This window comes from Holophagales bacterium (assembly GCA_016699405.1).
Taxonomy (GTDB): domain Bacteria; phylum Acidobacteriota; class Thermoanaerobaculia; order Multivoradales; family JAGPDF01; genus JAAYLR01.
The window spans coordinates 233,056-252,036 of the sequence record CP064972.1 but is presented as its reverse complement, the minus strand read 5'-3'; the positions used below and the strand labels follow the sequence as shown (position 1 = coordinate 252,036).

The 18,981-nt window shown below is 70.8% G+C and carries 18 protein-coding genes; 9 read left to right on the top strand and 9 right to left on the bottom strand.

Annotated elements, in window-relative coordinates:
• Positions 1–5 precede the first annotated feature (5 nt).
• Together IPJ17_01125 and IPJ17_01120 are read left to right on the top strand one after the other, a co-directional pair.
• Entirely contained in the window at positions 6–962 is a 957-nt protein-coding gene (locus IPJ17_01125; GenBank protein ID QQR74232.1) for a carbamate kinase, read from the top strand.
• Positions 963–1,066: 104 nt separating this feature from the next.
• On the top strand, positions 1,067–1,594 hold the full coding sequence (locus tag IPJ17_01120; protein ID QQR74231.1) for a DUF4333 domain-containing protein: 528 nt from the start codon (positions 1,067–1,069) through the stop codon (positions 1,592–1,594).
• Between the two features lie 45 nt (positions 1,595–1,639).
• On the opposite strand, the gene IPJ17_01115 is transcribed toward IPJ17_01120, so the two are convergent.
• From IPJ17_01115 to IPJ17_01085, 7 genes are all read right to left on the bottom strand, one after another.
• The gene (locus IPJ17_01115; GenBank protein QQR74230.1) at positions 1,640–4,672 is read right to left on the bottom strand and encodes a discoidin domain-containing protein; all 3,033 of its coding nucleotides are present in this window, start codon (positions 4,670–4,672) and stop codon (positions 1,640–1,642) included.
• Between the two features lie 10 nt (positions 4,673–4,682).
• The gene (locus IPJ17_01110; protein QQR74229.1) at positions 4,683–5,996 is read right to left on the bottom strand and encodes a galactokinase; all 1,314 of its coding nucleotides are present in this window, start codon (positions 5,994–5,996) and stop codon (positions 4,683–4,685) included.
• Positions 5,993–6,811 carry a nucleotidyltransferase family protein gene (locus IPJ17_01105; GenBank protein ID QQR74228.1) on the bottom strand — a complete coding sequence of 273 codons (819 nt, stop codon included), beginning with the start codon at positions 6,809–6,811 and terminating at the stop codon, positions 5,993–5,995. The genes IPJ17_01110 and IPJ17_01105 overlap by 4 nt, the downstream gene beginning before the upstream one ends.
• Before the next feature lie 73 nt (positions 6,812–6,884).
• Positions 6,885–7,325 (bottom strand): SRPBCC domain-containing protein, encoded by a 441-nt coding sequence (locus tag IPJ17_01100; GenBank protein QQR74227.1) that lies wholly within the window; start codon positions 7,323–7,325, stop codon positions 6,885–6,887.
• The gene (locus IPJ17_01095) at positions 7,325–8,542 is read right to left on the bottom strand and encodes a 2,3-bisphosphoglycerate-independent phosphoglycerate mutase (protein QQR74226.1); all 1,218 of its coding nucleotides are present in this window, start codon (positions 8,540–8,542) and stop codon (positions 7,325–7,327) included. Before IPJ17_01095 ends, IPJ17_01100 begins: the two co-directional genes overlap by 1 nt.
• A gap of 72 nt (positions 8,543–8,614) precedes the next feature.
• On the bottom strand, positions 8,615–9,034 hold the full coding sequence (locus tag IPJ17_01090; GenBank protein QQR74225.1) for a hypothetical protein: 420 nt from the start codon (positions 9,032–9,034) through the stop codon (positions 8,615–8,617).
• A gap of 85 nt (positions 9,035–9,119) precedes the next feature.
• A complete protein-coding gene (locus IPJ17_01085) occupies positions 9,120–9,920 on the bottom strand; it encodes a hypothetical protein (GenBank protein ID QQR74224.1) in 801 nt (266 codons plus the stop codon).
• 128 nt (positions 9,921–10,048) lie between these two features.
• On the opposite strand from IPJ17_01085, the gene IPJ17_01080 reads away from it, so the two are divergent.
• From IPJ17_01080 to IPJ17_01060, 5 genes are all read left to right on the top strand, one after another.
• On the top strand, positions 10,049–11,164 hold the full coding sequence (locus tag IPJ17_01080; GenBank protein QQR74223.1) for an ABC transporter ATP-binding protein: 1,116 nt from the start codon (positions 10,049–10,051) through the stop codon (positions 11,162–11,164).
• Positions 11,165–11,205: 41 nt separating this feature from the next.
• Positions 11,206–12,066, top strand: coding sequence for an ABC transporter permease (locus IPJ17_01075; GenBank protein ID QQR76054.1), 861 nt, complete (start codon positions 11,206–11,208; stop codon positions 12,064–12,066).
• A 101-nt stretch (positions 12,067–12,167) separates the two neighbouring features.
• Positions 12,168–12,938: an ABC transporter permease gene (locus IPJ17_01070; GenBank protein QQR76053.1), complete on the top strand. Its 771-nt coding sequence runs from the start codon at positions 12,168–12,170 to the stop codon at positions 12,936–12,938.
• Positions 12,935–13,993 carry a spermidine/putrescine ABC transporter substrate-binding protein gene (locus tag IPJ17_01065; protein ID QQR74222.1) on the top strand — a complete coding sequence of 353 codons (1,059 nt, stop codon included), beginning with the start codon at positions 12,935–12,937 and terminating at the stop codon, positions 13,991–13,993. The genes IPJ17_01070 and IPJ17_01065 overlap by 4 nt, the downstream gene beginning before the upstream one ends.
• A gap of 16 nt (positions 13,994–14,009) precedes the next feature.
• Positions 14,010–14,786 carry a hypothetical protein gene (locus tag IPJ17_01060; GenBank protein QQR74221.1) on the top strand — a complete coding sequence of 259 codons (777 nt, stop codon included), beginning with the start codon at positions 14,010–14,012 and terminating at the stop codon, positions 14,784–14,786.
• A 90-nt stretch (positions 14,787–14,876) separates the two neighbouring features.
• Here the strand turns inward: IPJ17_01060 and IPJ17_01055 are convergent, their stop codons facing one another.
• Together IPJ17_01055 and IPJ17_01050 are read right to left on the bottom strand one after the other, a co-directional pair.
• Positions 14,877–16,280 carry an NAD(P)(+) transhydrogenase (Re/Si-specific) subunit beta gene (locus IPJ17_01055; GenBank protein QQR74220.1) on the bottom strand — a complete coding sequence of 468 codons (1,404 nt, stop codon included), beginning with the start codon at positions 16,278–16,280 and terminating at the stop codon, positions 14,877–14,879.
• Positions 16,277–16,555, bottom strand: coding sequence for an NAD(P) transhydrogenase subunit alpha (locus tag IPJ17_01050; GenBank protein QQR76052.1), 279 nt, complete (start codon positions 16,553–16,555; stop codon positions 16,277–16,279). The genes IPJ17_01055 and IPJ17_01050 overlap by 4 nt, the downstream gene beginning before the upstream one ends.
• An 837-nt stretch (positions 16,556–17,392) precedes the next feature.
• On the opposite strand from IPJ17_01050, the gene IPJ17_01045 reads away from it, so the two are divergent.
• Positions 17,393–18,220 carry a tetratricopeptide repeat protein gene (locus IPJ17_01045; protein ID QQR74219.1) on the top strand — a complete coding sequence of 276 codons (828 nt, stop codon included), beginning with the start codon at positions 17,393–17,395 and terminating at the stop codon, positions 18,218–18,220.
• 19 nt (positions 18,221–18,239) lie between these two features.
• Positions 18,240–18,971 carry an energy transducer TonB gene (locus tag IPJ17_01040; protein QQR74218.1) on the top strand — a complete coding sequence of 244 codons (732 nt, stop codon included), beginning with the start codon at positions 18,240–18,242 and terminating at the stop codon, positions 18,969–18,971.
• The last annotated feature ends 10 nt before the right edge of the window (positions 18,972–18,981 follow it).

Below are 18,981 nucleotides of genomic sequence, written 5' to 3'. Positions count from 1 at the left end.
TCCCCATGACAGCAAGCGGTCCGGGCGACCTGGTCGTCCTCGCCATCGGAGGGAACTCGCTGATCCGGGACGAGGCCCACCGCACCGTCCCCGATCAGTGGGCCCTGACCCGCGAGACCTGCCACCACGTCGCGCAGATCGTCGCCGCCGGGCGACGGGTGGTCCTCACCCATGGCAACGGGCCGCAGGTGGGATTCATCCTGCGCCGCTCCGAGCTGGCCAGTCACGAGCTGCACGAGGTTCCGCTCGACTCCTGCGACGCCGACACGCAGGGAGCGATCGGCTACATGATCCAGCAGTCGCTGGCCAACGAGTTCCGCCGCCGCGGGTTGTCGCGCGTCGCCGTCTCCGTCGTCACCCAGGTCGAAGTCGACCCGCAGAGCCCCGAGCTCGCGCGTCCGTCCAAACCGATCGGCTCCTTCATGGACGAAGCCACCGCCCGCGCCCGCTCGACGGCCGGCGGCTGGAGCGTCGCCGAAGACGCCGGGCGCGGCTGGCGCCGCGTGGTGCCGAGCCCCGAACCGCTCGCCATCCTCGAGATCGCGGCGATCCGCGCGCTGCTCGAACGCGGTTTCGTCGTCACCGCCGTGGGCGGGGGCGGCATCCCGGTCGTGCGCGACGCCGCGGGCGATCTGCGCGGGATCGAGGCGGTGATCGACAAGGACCTCGCGTCGTCGCTGCTCGCCGCCGAGCTCGGCGCCGACCAGTTGGTGATTTCGACGAGCGTGCCGCGCGTCTGCCTCGACTTCGGCAAACCGACCCAGCGGGAGCTCGCGACGCTCACCCTGAGCGAGGCGCGGCACCACCTCGCCGCCGGGCAGTTCGGCCGCGGCAGCATGGCGCCGAAGATCGAGGCGGCGTGCCGTTTCGTCGAGCGCGGCGGCCCCTGCGCGGTCGTGACCTGCCCGGACGAGATCGAGCTCGCCGTCGACGGCCGCGCGGGCACCCGAATCACCGCCTGAACGGCCGGCAGGCGGAGGACGAGGCGTCCGCTTTCGGGGCGAGGCGCTTTCGCGTACCCTTGAGGAACGTGGTGTCGACCATTTCTCGAACCTGGAGGCTCGCCTTGAACCACCCTACGACTGCTGTCGCGCGGCTTCGCCGCGCCACGTTCGCCCTCGCCCTGCCGGTCGCCCTGGTTGCTCTCGCCGGCTGCTCCAAGGAGCTGAAGTGGGAACTGGTGCAGAACCACCTGCGCGACGGGGTGAAGCTCAAGACCGGGCTCGTCCTCGGCGCCGTCGAATGCCCACCGACGCCGCGCAAGATCTCTTCCGGCGACGAGTTCGACTGCACCGGTCGCGCCGAGGGCGGCGGGACCGTGACCTTGCACGTCAAGCAGCTCGGTGAGGGCAAGGTCGACTGGACGATGACCAAGATCTCCGGTCTCTTCGACATGCAGCCCGCCGAAGAGGCGGTGAGGCAGTCGCTCGAGGGGCAGGGCGAGATCATCGTCGGCGTCTCCTGCGGGCCTCGCTGGCAGGCCGGCAGGCCGGGCGATCGCTTCGACTGCACCGCCGAATTCGGCGACGGCCAGCGCGCCACGGTCACGGTGGTTGCCAGCGAGGCGGGCGGCAAGATCAACTGGTCGATGTAGTCGCGCCCCGTCCTCGCCGGGCGCCGCTGCGGTGACCTCGGCGGCTCAGGGCGCCGGGGGAGCGAGCAGGATGTCGACCTCCGCGAGCGCCGTCCCGCGGCCTCCAGCGACCTCCGACCAGGCGACGAGCTTCAGGTAGCGGGCGACGACCGTCGCGGGAAGAGCGATCCGCACGGCGCGGGCGCCGCCGCGGCTGTCCGGGCCATCGGAGAGGGTGCGCTCGATCCGCCCGTCGTCCCCGTCGCTCCCGTCGCGACGGGTAAAGAGCTCGAGCTGGCGGATCCGCCCGGTGATCGTGCCGTCCTGCGGCGGCAGCAGCACGACGGCGGCGATCCGCTGCTCGGCGCCGAGATCGACCTCCAGGGTATGCGGGTGCCGAGGGCCGCCGCGCCAGTGCTGTGTCATCCAGTACGTGGCCGGGTCGCCGTCCACGGCCAACGCGGCCGCCGCCCAGTCTCCACCCTCGTTGTCGGCCTTCGCCTTCCACGCCGCCTTGCGGGCGCGAGCGTCGGAGAGCGCGAGCCAGGCGGAATCGGTGACGCGCTCGGCGACCTCGTCCGGCGCCCCGTTCTCCGAGGGCAGGAACGCCAGATCCACGACGGTGGCCCCCGCGGCCCGTCCGGCCTGCACGGCGAGCGGCGCGAGCTCGCCTTCGATCGTCGCGCGGGCCCCGCTCGCCGCCGGCAGGAGGAGGGGGTCCGGGCGCAGGACGAAGAGCTCCGGCGCTCCCGGCAGCTCTCGCAGGCGCTCGAGGACCGCTCGCAGCGCCGGCGACCAGCCGTCTCGCCTGTCGTCCCATTCCCCGTGCCCCAACTCGCCGAGGCCTGGCAGAACGACCACGCGCCCGGGAGCGAACGAGGCGAGGTCCGGGGTGGTTGCCAGATCGGCGAGCGTCGCGCCACGCCTCAGGCTCGACCGGACCGCGACCGCACCGAGTCGCATCGCCAAGCGCTCACACCAGTCCGGGGTCCCCGGATCGGCCAAGGCCTCGCCGAGACAGGCGAGCCGGTGGCGATCGGCCGAGCGAGGGCCGGGTGGCGCGGGCTGCGGGGGCGCGACGACGGTTGCCGACCCGGCGCGCGGCTCGAGCTCGAGCGTCAGCACCTCGAACGGTGCGAGCTTCAGGGTGCGCGGCATCCCGGCGCTGAGCTCGATCGGTTCGCGGTCGCGTTGCTCGCGCCAGGGTCGTCTGGCGAGGTAGCTCGCCGGGGCACCGGCCGGCAGCTCGAAGAGTCGCTCGATCTCGACGCTGAAGCGCTGTGGCCGATCGGCGGGATTGCGCAGGGTGAGCACCGCCCGGCGCGCTGACCAGGCCGCCCAGCCGTAGACCTCGAGCTGGGCCGGGTCGCCGCCCACCCAATGGGTGTCGACCAGGAGGTCGGCACGTTCCCGGGCGAAGCGCGCGGCCTCGGCGAGGTCGTCCCAGTTCTCCGGGGTGAGTCGATCGGGGCTGACGTAGAGCTCCTGGAGCTGCGTGCCGCTGCCGAAGTAGGAGCGCACCTCGTCGCGGAAGTCGTCGCCCGGGTCGTCGGCGAGTCCCTGTGCGTGGCGCGCGTGGATCACCCCGTGCAGCATGAGCGAGGTGAGCGGGAAGAGCGGCCCCTTGGTCACGACCCCGCCGTAAGTGTCGGCGTCGCGGTAGGTGATCCAGCGCTGGCGGGCACTGCCGACGCCGGCGAGCTCGTGGTCGGAGCCGCCGCGCCAGATCGAATCGGCGGTGCGCAGCCAGAAGGGCGAGGGCCAGGTTCCCGTCGTCAGGTTGACGAAGAGGTCGGGCTTGGCAACGCGCAGCTCGTCGACGAGCGCGATCGCCGCCGCGAAGTCACTGTCGAAGCCGCTTCCCGGCGTCGACTTGTCGGGGCTTCCGGTGCCGTCGAGCTTGAACTGGTTGATGCCGTAGCGGGTGAGCAGCTCGAGCACCACGGAGCGGAAGCGGGCGAAGTAGCGTGGCCCGGAGAGTGCGAACCCCTGATCGTCGACCTCGTAGCCCTGGGCCTTGCCCGTGGCGAGGCGGGCCTCGCGCGGCTTGCCGTAGCCGCCCCAGGGGGAGAGCCAGACGCCCGGTGCGGCCCCGAACCGCGCCGCCTCCTCGCGCAGCGGGGCGAAGCCACGCGGGAAGCCGCGGTGGAACTCCCAGACCGTCGACGTGTCGTCCCAACCGTCGTCGAAGAGGAACGAGGCGAGCGGCACGCCGCGCCGTTCGACCAGCTCCCGGCCCCAGGTGCGGATCGTCCGCAGGCAGTCGTCCTCGGTGTAGGGGGTGAAGTAGCCGATGTCGTACCAGGAGTTGTAGTGCAGGAACGGCCGGTAGGGATGCGCTCGTTCGCGCTCGACATAGGCGAGCAGGCCGCGGCGGAGCTGTCCGGGCGGCGCGAATCCGATGACCGCGCTGTAGGCCACCGCGGTGCCGCGGCGCAGCGGCAACTTGCGCCGCAGAAGCGATCGCACGCCGTTCGCATCGGCGACCGTTTCGGCCATCGGATGTTCGGTCGACAGGAAGCGGCTGCCGGCGACCGCCGGCGAGCCGGCGACACTGCCGGCGATGCGCCACCCGCTCTGGGGCAGCTCGACGAGCACCACCTCGGCCAGCGCCACGTCGTGCCGCGTGGCTGCGAGCGTGAGCTCGGTGCGCAGATACGGCGAGCCGTCCCGCAGCACGGCGCGCCAGGTCACCGTGAGCCCGCTCGGCGGGTCGGCGAGCCGCACCTCGACGGCGACGCCGCCGGATCGTTCGGCCCGTCGCGACGCGGCGGGCTGGGGCGGCAGCGCGATCCGTCGCGTTCGCCCGCGGCGCGCGAGGGTCGAGGCGGCGGCCCGCCGGCCATCGGCGAAGACCAGCACGAACGGCTCGGTGGCGGGCAGCGTCGTCGCGCCCCAGTGATCGGTGAGGCCGGTGAAGCGGAGGCCGGGTCGTTCGCGCCAGTGCGCGGTGAAGGCCTCGTTGGTCAGGGTGATCGATCCAGCGGCGTCGATCGTCAACTGTGCGGCTCCCGCCTCGGGGATAGCGGGTGCGGTCTCGGCGGCGGCGAGCGGGGAGACCAAGGCGACGAGCAGGGCGACGACGATCGACATCGACATGGGGACCTCCTCACGCAACTCCGAGCAGCGGGCTCAATCCGTCGGCCGCGCCGGTGAGAAAGAAGCCGGCGCGCGCGGCGCAGGCGGGGAAGGCCGCGCGGTGGTCGGCGAGCCAGGTCTCGCCGAAGGAGGCGGCGTCGTCCGCCGGCAGCAGCGCCCAGACGCTGCCGCCGAATCCGGCGCCGAACGGCGAGGCGGCGATCGCCCCGAGACGCCGGGCGCTGGCAACGAGGGCCAGCGTCTCCGGGACCTGATTGCCGAGGCCGCGCACCCCGGCCTCGACCGAGCGCTCGACCCAGGCGGCGAACCTCCCGAGATCGCCGTCGACGAGCGCCGCAGCGGCGCCAGGGACCGCGTGCTCGCTCTCGAGCACGAACTGGTCGAGCCGGGCGAGGAGCTCGGGCGGCGGGATCCCCGCCTCGGCGCTGGCGCGGACGAGCCCGGCGAGCCGTTCGGCAGCTCCCGGGAGCTCGAGAATCGCCCCGAGCGTCGACTCGTCTCCTCCGGTAGCGCGGCGCCAGACAGCGACGAGGGCGGCAGCGGTCGACGCGAGGCGGTTGAAGGCGTCGCGTGCCCCGGAGGCCTTCGCGGCGTGGACGCCGCTCCCCGCGACGACGAAGGCGAGCCCCGCGGGAAGCGGAACCGCGGCTTCGGGTCGGACGGGACAGAAAGCGAACCGACCGAGCGCGCCGCGTCGGCCGAGCAGGATCGCCGTGTGGTCCTCGCTGCCGCCGGCCGTGCCGACGCCAAAGTCGGCGGCGAACGGTCCGTACGCCGCGCCGCTCTCGATCGACCCGAGATAGGTGGCGAGCGACGCGCCGTCGGGAAGGGCGTCGCGGTAATCGGGGCGCGCGGCGAGGTCGTTGACCGCGGCGAGCGCGGTGAACATCGCGACCACCAGAGCGCTCGAGCTGCTGACGCCGGCGGCGGACGGCAGGCTGCTGGCGAAGGCGATCTCGGCGCCGGTGCCGAGGTCGGGGAAGTCGCGCGCGAGCCGTCGCGCGACGCTCGTCGGATAGCGCCCCCAGCTGCCGTGGTCGATCGCGAGATCGGGCGCCAGCGCGAGCTCGACGACGGCGTCGCGCCCGACGTCGGTGACGCGCACCCGGCGATCGCCGCGCGGCGCGGCGGCGACGACGAGGGCGGGCTCGGTTGCGGCGAGCAGGCTCCGGCCGCCGGCATAGTCGGTGTGCTTGCCGAGAACCTCGAGGCGGCCAGGCACGCGCCAGGCGCACCGCTCGGCCGAGGCTCCCGCCGCGGTGAGCGTGCCGAGAACGCGCGTCAGCGCCGTGTCGAACGGCAGCGAGTGACCCGGAGCGCTCATGGGTCGACACGCTCGGCGGCGAGTCGCTCGGCGATCGCCGGCACGTCCTCGCGGCGGGCGAGGTCGAGCACCGGTGCCGCGCAGCGGGCGACGCCGAAGCGGACGCCGGCGGCCGACGCCAGCCGAACGGCATCGGGCAGCTCGAGCTCGCCGCGCGGCGAGGGTGTGACGGCGCGGCAGGCGGAGAAGATCGACGGTGCGAAACGCCAGCAGCCCATGCTCACCAGGGCGTCGTCCCCCAGGGCGCGGGCTGCCGCCTCGTCGGGCTTCTCGACGATCGCGGCGAGCGTGCCGGAGGAATCGACGGCCACCAGCGCGAAGGCGCGAAGCCGCGACGGCGGGATATTGCCCCCGGCCACGAGGCCGGCGGGCTCGAAGGCGACCAGTCCGCTGCCGCCAAGGCCCTGCAGCGAGTCGAGCGCCGCGCTCGGGTAGAGATTGTCGCCGTTGAGCACCGCGAACTCGTCACCACCGCAGATGCGCTCGGCGGCGAGCACGGCGTCGGCCGTGCCGTGCGGCTCCGCCTGCTCGGCGAATTCGAGAGCCAGACGCCGTGTCGGATGGCGGCGGTAGTGCTCCCGCACCGCCGTGTGCTCGGGCCCGATCACCAGGCAGGCGCGGCGGAATCCGGCGTCGGCGAGGCGCGAGAGCTGGTAGTCGAGGAACGGCCGGGCGAACGGCATCATCGCCTTGAGCCCCTGCGCCGCCACCCGCTCCTGGCGCGCGTCGAGCGCCTCGCCCGCGCCGGCGGCGCGCAATCGCGTGCCGAGGCCGCGGGCCAGGATGACGGCGAGTCGGAGCGGGCGATGGCTCATCGGATCGTGCGTCCGCGCCGAACGGTGGCGGCGCGGACCGAGTCGTTCCCCGCCGGATCGCCGAGACGCGGCGCTAGAGGGCCCGCTCGGCGAGCCGCTTGAGCCCCTTGAGATTGTCGCGGAACATCCGCCGCGTCGCCTCGACCTGCCCGAGGAGGCGCATGACGAGGACGCCGGGGCCGGAGAATGTCTCTTGCTGGCGAACCAGCGTCCCGTCCGGGCGGCGGTCGAGGTAGAAGGCGTGGCGGCCGGTGACGCCGCCACCCTGGCCGACCCAGATGAGGTGCTTGCCCGGCGTCGCCGCTTCAACCCGCGGCTTGAACTTCAAGGTCATCCAGGAAGGACGGAGCGCCAGCTCGAGGATGGAGCCGTCGCGGATCGCCCGCCGGTCGACGGTGCGTGCCTCGACGCAGGCCGGCCACCAGGCTTTCCAGCTCGCCGGATCCTCGAGCAGGCGCCAGACCGCCTCGGGCGGAGCGGCGATGGCGATCGACTCGTCGATGACGAGCGGCATCAGGCGCCGTACTTGGCGAGGCGACCGGCGTGGGCGAGCAGCAGGCCGACGAGCTCGCGCGACGGGAAGGTGCCGAGGTGCCCGCCGATCGCCGAGCTCTCGTCGAAGCGGGTCGCGCCGTCGACGAAGGCGAGCTTGCCGGAGACGAGGAGCGGCACCGGGTGCCACGAGTGCGCCTTCATCGGGGCCGGCGTCGAGTGGTCGCCGGTCACCGCGATCACCGCCGGCCCGAGGGCCAGAAGCTGTGGCAGAGCGGCATCGACCTCTTCGATCGTCGCGATCTTCGCCGGCAGGTTGCCGTCCTCTCCCGCCTGATCGGTCTGTTTGACGTGCAGGAAGAAGAAGTCGAAACGCTCCCAGTTCTCGCGCACCACGGCGAGGATCTCGCCGATCCGCTTGCCGCAGGGGACCACCTCCATGCCGCAGGCCGAGGCGACGCCGCGGTAGAGCGGATAGCCGGCGAAGGCGCCGAGGCGCATCTGGTAGAGCTCGCCCATGGGCGGCAGGTGAGGAAGCTGGGAGAAGCCGCGCAGCAGTGCCCGGTTGGCCTTCGGTTCGTCGGCGATGGCGCCTTCGATGCGAGCGATCGCCGCGGCGACGAGCTCGGCCGTGCGCTCGGCTTCGGGCGTGAGCGCCCGGGGCGCGAGCGGCGGCACGCCGAGCGCCTGCGGGTCGGTGTCGGCAAGCGCCGGCGACAGCCCTTCGCCGCGCAGCAGCATGACGAACCGGTGTGCCTCGCCGGGGACCAGCGTCACCTCGGCGCCGGGAAGTCCGGCGAGCGCCGCGGCGGCCTTGGCGGTGACGCGCCGGCACTCCTCGCTGGGGATTCGTCCGGCCCGCCGGTCGGTGAGGCGGCCGGTGGCGTCGGCGGTGGCGTAGTTGCCGCGCGCCGCGACGTCGCCGCGCCGGAGCTCGAGGCCGAGGCCGAGCGCCTCGAGGATGCCGCGGCCGATGTCCCCTTCGGGACTGTTCGGATCGTAGCCGAAGAGCGCGAGGTGGCCGGGGCCGCTACCGGGGGTAACGCCTGTGGCGACCGGGACGATCCTGCCGAGCGAGCCGCCGGCAGCGAGCGCGTCGAGGTTCGGGGTGCGAGCCGCCTCGAGGGCGGTCTGGGGCTGGTCGGCGTTGCGCAGGTCGCCGACGCCGTCGAGGACGAGCAGGACGATCTTGCCCTCCGCCGGCTGGGCGAGGCGGGAAAGCAGCTCGAGGTGCTTCATGGGGCGCTCCTTGGTGCGTTGCGGCGGCGATCGGCGCGAGCTCGCTCGGCGTCCGGGCGGAGGCGCTCGCCGTCAGGAGACGAGATAGGCGCTGGCCCGCACCTGCAGGCGGCTGCGCGGCTCGAAGCCGTTGCCGACCAGGGCGTAGGCACTGCGCGAGGCCATCACGGGCAGCACGATCCAGCCGTCGAAGGTGTCGCCGGCTCCATAGGGGGCCACCACCGGCTCGATCTCGGCGAGCTTGGTCCAGTGGTCCTCTTCCGGGTCGAACGATCCCTGCAGCTCGAGGTAGGCGCGATCGAGGTCGATCGACTTGCCGCCGGCGGGGTGCCAGACGGAGAAGACGAAGCGGACCTCGTCGTACGGCTCGGTGTCGACGGAGGGCGATCCGTTGAGGGTCAGCGTGAAGGCGAAGCTGCCCGAGCTGTCGGTGGCGAAGATCTCCGCTGTCGGATCAAAGACGAGCTGGAGCGGTCGGGCGGGGCGGATCATCGGTCGCAAGAGACTCGCAGGGAGGTCGGAGGTCGCGCCCGCGGCGGCGGGAGGCCTGCCCGGGCTGCCAAGGCCGGGGAGTCTATCACCCGGTCTCACCCGTCCCGGCGGCCGGCCGTGGCCTCGTCGAAGGCGGTCCTTCGCCCGGCTTGGCGCGACCCTGACGTTCGAGCGTCCGGGCGGTCCGGCGAACGAGACCGCGAAGGATGCGGACCTCGCGCGAGGTCGCCCCCGCCCGGGCGAGAAGATTGCGCAGATCGCGCTCGACGATCGGGTAGCTGTCATCCCGGGCGAAGCCGCTCGCATGGGCCAGAGCGGCGAGTTGGGCGAGCAGGCCGTCGACCTCGCCGTGCGGCGCCGGCGGTTCTCCGCTGGCGGCGAGCGAGCCGCTCGTCGCGGTCCACAGCTCGTAGCAGAGCAACAGCACGGTCTGGGCAAGGTTGAGGGTCGGCTGCGCCGGGGCGCACGGAATGGAGACGAGAAGGGATGCGAGCGCCAGCTCGTCGGCGGTGAGCCCGGAGCGTTCGGGGCCGAAGACCAGCGCCGTCGGTGTGCCCGGTGGATCGGCGGCGAGCCGCGACGGGAGCTCGCGTGCGGTGACCGCCGGAACCGCCATGGCGCGGTCGCGCCCCGAGCTCGTCGCCGCCACCCGGCGGAAGGGGGCGAGCGCGCTCGCCAGGTCGGGGTGGCGCTCGACGCGGTCGAGGATCGCGCCGGCCCCGACGGCAAAGGCCCGAGCGGTCGCGCCGAGCGGCGGGGCGGGCTCGACGAGGAGCAGGCGGGAGAAGCCGGTGTTGGCCATGGCCCGCGCCGCCGCGCCGACATTGCCCTCCTCCTTGGGTCGGACGAGGACGATCGCCAGCGAGTCGGCCGAGGTGAGCAGCACGGGGGGATCATCCCACGAGGTGCGTCGTGGCCCGGCGACGATGTGCGAGAATCGGCGGGCTCATGGGCGAAGCGTCGCTGACCCTCCTGTCGTCCTCGTGTGTCCCCGGGCGAGGAGCCCCTTCCTAGGTGGAAGCACCGGGCACGGCCGCGCCGACCGTCGAGATCGAACGGGTCTCGAAGCGCTTCGGCGATTTCGTCGCGGTCGACGACGTCTCGCTCGCCATCCACAGCGGCGAGTTCTTCGGCCTCCTCGGTCCGAGCGGCTGCGGCAAGACCACCCTCCTGCGAATGATCGGCGGCTTCGAGCTGCCGACGACCGGCACGGTGCGCATCCGCGGCGTCGACGTGACGATGGTGCCGCCCTACCGGCGGCCGGTGAACCTGGTTTTCCAGCACTACGCCCTCTTTCCGCACCTGACGGTGGAAGAGAACGTCGCCTTCGGGCTCCGCTACAAGAACCTCGACCGGGCCGCCCGGCGGCGCAAGGTCGAGGAGTGTCTCGCTCTGGTGCGGCTCGAGGGGTTCGATCGCCGCTATCCCGAACAGCTTTCTGGCGGCCAGCGGCAGCGCGTGGCGCTCGCACGCGCGCTCGCCCCGGAGCCCGCGGTGTTGCTGCTCGACGAGCCGCTCGGCGCGCTCGACCAGAAGCTGCGCAAGGAGGTCCAGGTCGAGCTCAAGAGCCTGCAACGGCGGCTCGGCATCACCTTTCTCTTCGTCACTCACGATCAAGAGGAGGCGCTGGCGATGAGCGACCGGATCGCGGTGATGAACCGCGGACGGATCGAACAGCTCGACGCCTCCCCGAAGCTCTTCGAGTACCCGCGCACCGAATTCGTGGCCGAGTTCATGGGGGCGAGCAACTTCTTCACCGCCAGCGTGCGCGGGCTCGCCGAAGGGCTGCTCTCGCTGTCGCTCCTGCCGGGGGTCGATTTCAAGATGCCCGCCGGAGGGACGCGCCCACACGACGAAGTGCGCTTCGTCGTGCGACCCGAGAAGCTCGACCTGCGCGCCGAAGATCAGACGTCGCGCGGCCTGCCCTCGCTGCCGGTGACGGTCCAGGAGCGCCTCTATCAGGGAGTGAGCACCGTCTGGCTGGTGCGTGACGGGCGCGGCGAGAGCTACGTGATCTACGAGCAGAACGAACGGCCGTTCGAGGAGCGGTCGCAGTTCGAGCCCGGCAGTCGCGCCTTCCTCTGCTGGGATCCGCGCCACGCCGTCCTGCTGCCGGCTGCGGGGAGCTGAGCGTGGCCGGAAGCGAGCGGCGGCCGAGCCCCTTCGCCTACCTGCTGGCGCTGCCCACCTGGGCGACGCTCGGGCTCTTCTTCCTCGTTCCGCTGGGGCTGATCCTCGTCGTCAGCTTCGGTCAGCGCGCGACCTACGGCGGCCTCGCGCCGATCGACGACCTCGGGCATTACGTGGCGAGCGGCGCCTTTCTCGGCAACTACGCCCACTCGCTCGAACCGATCTACCTGGCGATCGGCTGGCGCTCGCTCTGGATGGCGGTGGTCACCACGCTGCTCTGCCTGGTGGTCAGCTATCCGGTCGCCTACTACATCGCCGTCCTGGCGCCGCCGCGGCGCAAGAACCTGCTGCTCGGTCTGGTGGTGATCCCGTTCTGGACCAGCTTCCTGATCCGCACCTACGCCTGGATGCTGATCCTGCGTACCGAGGGCCTGGTCAACACGCTGCTCGTCGGCGGCGGGCTCGTCGACCGGCCGCTCGATCTGCTCTACGGCAACTTCGCCGTGCTGATCGGCCTGGTCTACGGCGAGCTGCCGTTCATGATCCTGCCGCTCTACGCCTCGCTCGAGAAGCTCGACCTGACGCTGCTCGAAGCGTCGACCGACCTCGGCGCCGGGCACGCCAGCACCTTCGTCCGGGTCACCGTGCCGATGACGATGCCCGGAATCGTCGCCGGCGTGGTGCTGGTCTTCATCCCGTCGCTCGGTCAGTTCGTCGTCTCCGACCTGCTCGGCGGCGCCCGCACGATCCTGCTCGGCAACCTGATCCAGAACCAGTTCTCGATCGCCCGCAACCAGCCGTTCGGTGCCGCACTCGCCTTCGAGCTGACGGCGGTCGTCCTCTTGCTGCTCTTCGCCTACGCCCTCTACACCCGGCGCCGTGGGCAGGAGGTCCTGCTGTGAGCGCCGAAGCGCCGGCGGGTGCCACGGCCGAGCTGCCGGAGCGTCTCGTCGGGCGCCCGGCACCGGTGCCGCGCGCCCAGCCCTTCGGCTGGGAGCGCCGCCTGCTGGCCGTTCACGCCTGGGCGGTCTATCTCTTCCTCTACCTGCCGATCGTCGTGCTGGTGGTCTTTTCCTTCAATCGCGCGCGCCAGACGGCGGTCTGGCAAGGCTTCACCCTCGACTGGTACGTGCGGCTGGCGCACAACGAGCAGGTGCTGCGCTCGGTGCAGAACAGCCTGCTGGTGGCCTGCCTGACCACGGCGATCGCCACGGTGGTCGGCACCCTGGTCGCGCTGGCGCTTGCCCGGCACGAGTTCCGCGGGCGTGGCGCCACCCAGGCGACGCTCTACCTGCCGATCATCATCCCGGAGATCGTCCTCGGCGCGGCACTGGTCACCTTCTTCGGCGTGGTCAACCTGCGCCTGTCGATCTGGACGGTCGTCGTCGCCCACGTCGTCTTTTCGGTCTCCTACGTGGCGATCGTGGTGCGCGCCCGCCTGGCCGGTTTCGACCGCGAGCTCGAAGAGGCCGCCCTCGACCTGGGGGCGACGCCGCTCGAGACCTTCCGTCGCGTCACGCTGCCGCTGATCCTGCCGGGGATCGTCGCCGGGGCGCTGCTCGTCTTCACAATCTCGATCGACGACTACGTGGTCACCTCGTTCGTCGCCGGCGTCGGTGCCACGACCCTGCCGCTGCAGATCTACTCGATGCTCAAGGTCGGTGTCACCCCGGAGGTCAACGCCGTCTCGACCCTGCTCTTGCTCGTCACCGTCGTCTTCATCGTCGCCGCTCAGCGGCTGCAGCAGCGTCCGCTCGAAGGAGGGAAGAAATGATCCGCCGTTCGACCGCCGTTCTCGCCGCCACGCTGTTCGCGGCGGCCCTGGCCGCCGGCTGCGACCGCGAGGCCAAGGCTCCCGCGCCGCCGGAAAAGAAGCTCAACGTCTTCATCTGGTCGGCCTACCTGCCGCAGGACGTCATCGACGACTTCGCCAAGCGGACCGGCACGAAGGTGAGCGTCGATCTCTACGACTCGAACGAGGCGCTGCTCGCCAAGCTCAAGTCCGGGGTGGCCGACTACGACCTCGTGGTGCCGTCGGACTACATGGTCAAGATCCTGGCCGAGGAGAAGCTGATCCGCGAGCTCGATCGTGCCCGTCTGACGCACTGGTCGAACCTCGACCCGCGATTCCTCGACAAGCCGTTCGATCCGCACAACGCCCACACGGTCCCGTATTTCTGGGGCACGACCGGGATCGGCTTCAACAAGACGGCGGTCGGCGCGGTCGACAGCTGGGCCGCGGTGTTCGACCCCAAGCACAAGGGGCGCATCCTGATGCTCGACGACATGCGCGAGTGCTTCGCCGCGGCGCTCAAGCGGATGGGTCGGTCGCTCAACGAGAAGGACCCGGCGGTGCTGCGGCAGGCGGCGGCGATGCTGCGCGAGCAGAAGCGGCTGATACGCACCTACAACAGCGGCGACTTCTCCAACATCCTCGCCTCGGGCGATGTCGACCTCGCTCACGGTTACAACGGTCAGCTCGCCGAGGCGGCGCGCAGCGCCCCCGAGCGGCTCGCCTACGTGGTGCCGAAGGAGGGCGGGACGCTGTGGCTCGACAGCATGGCGATCCCCGCCGCGTCTCGCCACGTCGACGTGGCCTACGAATTCATCGACTTCCTGCTCCAGCCGGAGATCGGTGCGCGCCTGGTCAACGGCACGAGCTACGCGAGCGCGAACCTGGCGGCCCGGCAGTTCATCCGCCCCGAGATCCTCGCCGATCCGGCGATCTACCCGCCGGACGAGGTCGTGGCACGCTGCGAGCTCATCGAGGACCTGGGCGACACGACGACGCTTCTCGACGAGCTGTGGACCGAGATCAAGGCGCAGTGAGGCGCCGGAGGAGACCATGAAGAAGCTGCTGAAGATCCTGCTGCTGGCGACCCTCGTCCTGCCGGCCGGTGCCGTGTGGGCCGGCGACGAGCCGGAGTTCGAGCTGACCGTCGACGGCGTGAGCCGCTACATCTGGCGCGGCTACGACCTGTCGCACGGCGACCCGTCGTTGCTGGTCTATCTCAACTACTCGCCGTCGGCGGCGCCCGGACTGTGGATGAACGTCGGCGTGATCGGCGGCCTCAAGAACGACGCGTCGCTCGGGGACGACAAGACCGACTTCGACGAGGTCGATGCGACGCTGGGCTACGAGACCGAGCTCGCGGGCGGGGCCTGGACGGTCGGCGGGGCGCTCTACTACTACCGCTACGAGTCGACCTGGACGCGCGATTTCGCCTACGGTGACACCTCGGACCTCGAGGCCAACCTCTACGCGTATTGGAAGGCGAGCGAGCATTTCAAGACGCTCGTCGAGTACTACCGCGGCCTCGACGACAACATCAAGGGCGACTACGTCGAGTTCGGCTTCTCGCTGCCGTTCGAGGGGGACACGCTGTCGACCGAGCCGAAGGTGCTCGCGGGCTGGAGCAATCAGTACGGCGTGGCCGATCGCCTGACGAACGTCACCGCGACGTTGCCGCTCACCTGGACCTCGGGCTCGTTCGCCTTCACGCCGTCCCTGAATTACACCTGGGTCGACGATCCGGAGGGGTTCAACCCTCGCGATCTGGTCGGCGAAACGCCGAAGGACGGGCTCTTCTGGCTCGGCGTGCGGCTGGCCTGGAGCTTCTGAGCGGGACCCCGCGCCGCCACGAGTGCAGCGCAAGAAAAAAGGCCGGGCCCACGGGCCCGGCCTTTTTCGTCGTGCGACGGTGCGACCGTCTCAGTGCCCGCCGCCCTCGCCGGCCAGCGCCTTGACGATCTCGCTGACCACCGCCTTGGCATCGCCGAAGAGCATGTAGGTGTTGGGGGCGAAGTACAGCTCGTTCTCGATGCCGGCGAAGCCGGGGTTCATCGACCGCTTGATGGCGAAGCAGGTGCGCGCCTTGTCGGCGTCGATGATCGGCATGCCGAAGATCGGGCTCGACTTGTCGTGCCGCGCCGCCGGGTTGACCACGTCGTTGGCGCCGATCACCAGCACGACGTCGGCCTGTGCCATGTCGTGGTTGATGTCGTCCATCTCGACGAGCTTCTCGTACGGGATATCGGCCTCGGCGAGCAGGACGTTCATGTGCCCGGGCATGCGGCCGGCCACCGGGTGGATGGCGAAGCGCACGTCGACGCCACGCTTGGTGAGCTGGTCGAAGAGCTCGCGCACGCGGTGCTGGGCCTGGGCGACCGCCATGCCGTAGCCGGGGACGATCACCACCAGCTGCGCCTGTTCCATCACCTGGGCGGCACCCTCGGGCGTCTCCTTCTTGGCCGTCTTCTGCTCGCCGGCGGCACCGGCCGCCTGCACCTGGCCGAAGGCGCCGAAGAGGACGTTGGTGAAGGAGCGGTTCATCGCCTTGCACATGATGATCGACAGGATCAGGCCCGAGGAGCCGTCGAGAGCGCCGGCGACCACCAGGAGCTTGTTGTCGAGAACGAAGCCCATCGCCACGGCGGCGAGGCCGGCGTAGGAGTTGAGCAGCGAGATCACTGTCGGCATGTCGGCGCCGCCGATCGGGATGATCAGCAGGACGCCGAAGGCGAGCGCCACGGCGATGACGACCGGGAACAGATAGCCGTACTGCGCCGGGTTCCACACCAGCAGACCGCCGCAGGCGACGCCGGCGGCGAGGATCAGCAGGTTGCTCAGGTTCTGCAGCGGATAGGTCACCGGGCGCTGCGGGATCCAGCGCAGCTCCTGGAGCTTGCCGGCGGCCATCAGCGAGCCGGTGAAGGTCAGGTAGCCGAGGAGGATCTCGAGGATGATGGCGGTCATCCGGAACTTGGTCAGCTCCGCGCCGCCCTCGCCCAGCCAGTAGTAGAACTTCGCCGTGCCGACGAGGCCGGCGGCGAGGCCGCCGAAGGCGTGGGAAAGCGCCGTCCGCTGCGGTACCGCGGTGAGCGGCACGCGCGACAGCGGCCAGCCGACGATCGCGCCGAGGGCGGCGGCGATCGCCAGCCACTCCCAGTGGACGATGTCGGGTCGCAACAGGGTGCCGAGAATGGCGAGCGTCATCCCCGCGACGCCGGCGAAGACGCCCTTGCGGGCCGTCTTCGGGTCGTTCATCCAGTGCAGCGAGAAGATGAAGAGGGCGGCGCCGGCGAGGTAGGCGAACTGCGCGAAGAAGGCGCTCATGGCTTCTTGGCCTCGCGCGTCTTGAACATCTTCAGCATGCGGTCGGTGATCAGGAAGCCGCTGACGATGTTGGTCATCGAGGCGAAGAGGGCGATCGCGCCGAGGATGCGGATCGGCAGCGGGTACTCCGCACCGCCGGAGAGCACGATGGCGCCGACCACCGCGATGGCCGAGATGGCGTTGGTCAGGGACATCAGCGGGGTGTGCAGCAGCCGGGAGACCCGGGTGATGACGCCCATGCCGATGAAGGTCGCGAGCAGGAAGACGAAGAGCATCGAGGTGAAATCGGAGGCCGGCGCGTGAGCGGCGGACTCGGTGGCGGGGGCTGCGTCGCTCGCCAGGGCGGCGGACGCACTGGCAAGCAGCAGGGGGCCCGAGCGCAGCAGGGCACGAATCATGGGATCACTTCCTCCTCCGCATCGGCGACAGACAGGCGGGAACGGCTATGCCCGCCTATTCTGCCATGCCCTTCGCGAGGTAATATCCAGGGGACCGCTGCGGCCCGCCCGAGAGGGTGGCAAGGGCGGCCCGGTGCGGGGTTGGCGGCTGCCTCGGCACTTGACAATAGGCCCGGAAAGCCTAGAGTAAGCCGCTGTTTCCGGTCGAAAGACCTCGGTCGCCGCCCATTTTCCTATGACCCGCTCGCACCACCCGTGCCGTCACGGGATCACCGCTCAGGTCGCCCGGCGTGCGGGCTGGCAGGAGCTGCGCCGCCAGGGTAGGGGGGCGGCTCCGGGTTGGGCAGCCGTCGTCTCCGTCGGGTCCGCGGCAGAACGCGGCGCCGTGCCGGTCGTCTCAGCCCAGGCGGGGAGCCGGGGCCGGGTCGTCGGCGGAGCGGCGACTCGCGGGGCGAGCCCGGCCCGGTAGCGCGCGGCGACGAGGACCGACGACCCATGCCAGCCTTTTCGCGCCGCGTCCCCGATCCCGCAGCATCGTTCTCATCGCTCCAACTTGCGAGCGGCTCCTGCCGCCGGCCGCCGGCGGCCCCTCGGGCGCGCACTCTGGCGCCTGGCGCGCCGTCGGGCGCCGGGCCGTCGTTCCCGGTGCCCGAGGCCGGTCGCGCAATCCGCTCGCACCAGTCTGCCGCCCCACTGCGGCGAGGCCACGAACCCATGCGAACCAGAGCCGTTCCGTTCCTCCTCGCGACGCTGCTTCTCGCCCCGACCCTGGCGGGCTGCCAGAAGTTCAAGGCGCGAACCCACTTCAAAGAAGGCAACCAGTTCTACCGCGCCGAAAAGTACGAGGCCGCGGTCAACGAGTACCAGGCCGGTCTCAAGCTGGACCCGGAGGCCCGCCAGATCTGGCGCTCGGTCGGTCTCGCCTCGATGGTGCTCTACAAGCCCGGAGACGAGTCGAAGTCGAATCTGGCCTGGGCCAAGACCTCGATGGATGCGTTCGAGAAGTACAAGCTGGCCTTCCCGGACGATCCGAAGACCGACGAGTACATCATCACCACGCTCGTCAACATGCAGAAGTGGGACGACGCCATCGCGAAGCTGAAGGCGAAGGCGACGGCGAAGCCGGAGATCAAGAACGAGATCGACGGGCAGATCTTCAGCATCCTGTTGCGCGCCGACCGGATCGAGGCCGCCTATGATCACGTGATCAAGTCGGGTGGCGCCAAGCCCGATCCGGAACGGCTCTACACGGTGGGCGTGAACTGCTGGAGCAAGTCCTATCGTGACCCCACGCTCTCGCTCGAGGCGCGGGCCAAGATGGTCGAGCTCGGGATGACCGCCCTGACCACGGCCGATCGCATCAAGCCGGAAGATTTCCAGACGATGGTCTACATCAATCTCTTGTACCGCGAGAAGGCCAAGCTCGAGACCGATCCCTACGTCGCCCAGGACTACTACACCAAGGCGCAGGAGTGGCTCGATCGGGCGAAGGCCATTCGCGAGCGCCAGAAGGCCGCGGCTGCGAAGCCGGCCGGTTCCTGAGCGAGAGGAGCGACCCACGATGTTCGAGAACGCGCTCATCGAATCGCAGAAGAAGCCGCAGCCGAAGAGCCGTCTGCTCTTCGTGCCGGTGGCCGTCGCCGTCCACGCCCTGGTGCTGGCCGGCACGGTCGTCGCGCAGTACTGGACGATCGAGCTCGTCGACGAGCCGCCAGTCCAGGTTTCCTTCGTCCAGGCGATGTCCCCGCCGCCCCCGCCGCCTCCTCCTCCGCCGCCGCCGAAGAAGGTAGCCGTCGTGGAAGCGCCGAAGGTGGCGGTCACGACGCCGGTCCAGCCGGTCGAGATCCCCGCCGAAGCGCCGAAGGCCGGACCTGACACCGGCATGGACGGTGGCGTCGAAGGCGGTGTCGAGGGCGGCGTCGAAGGTGGCGTCCTCGGCGGCATCGTCGGCGGCCCTCCGGGTGGCGTGCTCGGCGGCCAGATGCCCGAAAAGAAGGAAGAAGAGATTCTCTACGTCCAGGGTTCGGTCGAGCCGCCGGTGGCGATCCAGCGGGTGCCCCCCGCCTATACCGAGATCGCGCGCAAGGCCCGGATCCAGGGCGTCGTAATCGTCGAAGCGATCATCGACAAGAGCGGTAGCGTGACCAACGTGCGGGTGCTCAAGGGTCTTCCCATGGGCCTCGACCAGGCGGCCGCCGATGCCGTCAAGATGTGGCGCTTCAAGCCGGCGACGCTCAACGGCCGGCCCGTCTCCGTCTACTTCAACCTCACCGTCAACTTCAAGCTCCAGTAAGAGCTCGAAC

Coding starts and splice junctions, on each gene's coding strand:
- IPJ17_01125 (QQR74232.1), top strand. CDS start 6: ATGACAGCAAGCGGTCCGGGCGACCTGGTCGTCCTCGCCATCGGAGGG.
- IPJ17_01115 (QQR74230.1), bottom strand. CDS start 4,672: ATGTCGATGTCGATCGTCGTCGCCCTGCTCGTCGCCTTGGTCTCCCCG.
- IPJ17_01110 (QQR74229.1), bottom strand. CDS start 5,996: ATGAGCGCTCCGGGTCACTCGCTGCCGTTCGACACGGCGCTGACGCGC.
- IPJ17_01105 (QQR74228.1), bottom strand. CDS start 6,811: ATGAGCCATCGCCCGCTCCGACTCGCCGTCATCCTGGCCCGCGGCCTC.
- IPJ17_01100 (QQR74227.1), bottom strand. CDS start 7,325: ATGCCGCTCGTCATCGACGAGTCGATCGCCATCGCCGCTCCGCCCGAG.
- IPJ17_01095 (QQR74226.1), bottom strand. CDS start 8,542: ATGAAGCACCTCGAGCTGCTTTCCCGCCTCGCCCAGCCGGCGGAGGGC.
- IPJ17_01090 (QQR74225.1), bottom strand. CDS start 9,034: ATGATCCGCCCCGCCCGACCGCTCCAGCTCGTCTTTGATCCGACAGCG.
- IPJ17_01065 (QQR74222.1), top strand. CDS start 12,935: ATGATCCGCCGTTCGACCGCCGTTCTCGCCGCCACGCTGTTCGCGGCG.
- IPJ17_01060 (QQR74221.1), top strand. CDS start 14,010: ATGAAGAAGCTGCTGAAGATCCTGCTGCTGGCGACCCTCGTCCTGCCG.
- IPJ17_01055 (QQR74220.1), bottom strand. CDS start 16,280: ATGAGCGCCTTCTTCGCGCAGTTCGCCTACCTCGCCGGCGCCGCCCTC.
- IPJ17_01050 (QQR76052.1), bottom strand. CDS start 16,555: ATGCTCTTCGTCTTCCTGCTCGCGACCTTCATCGGCATGGGCGTCATC.
- IPJ17_01045 (QQR74219.1), top strand. CDS start 17,393: ATGCGAACCAGAGCCGTTCCGTTCCTCCTCGCGACGCTGCTTCTCGCC.
- IPJ17_01040 (QQR74218.1), top strand. CDS start 18,240: ATGTTCGAGAACGCGCTCATCGAATCGCAGAAGAAGCCGCAGCCGAAG.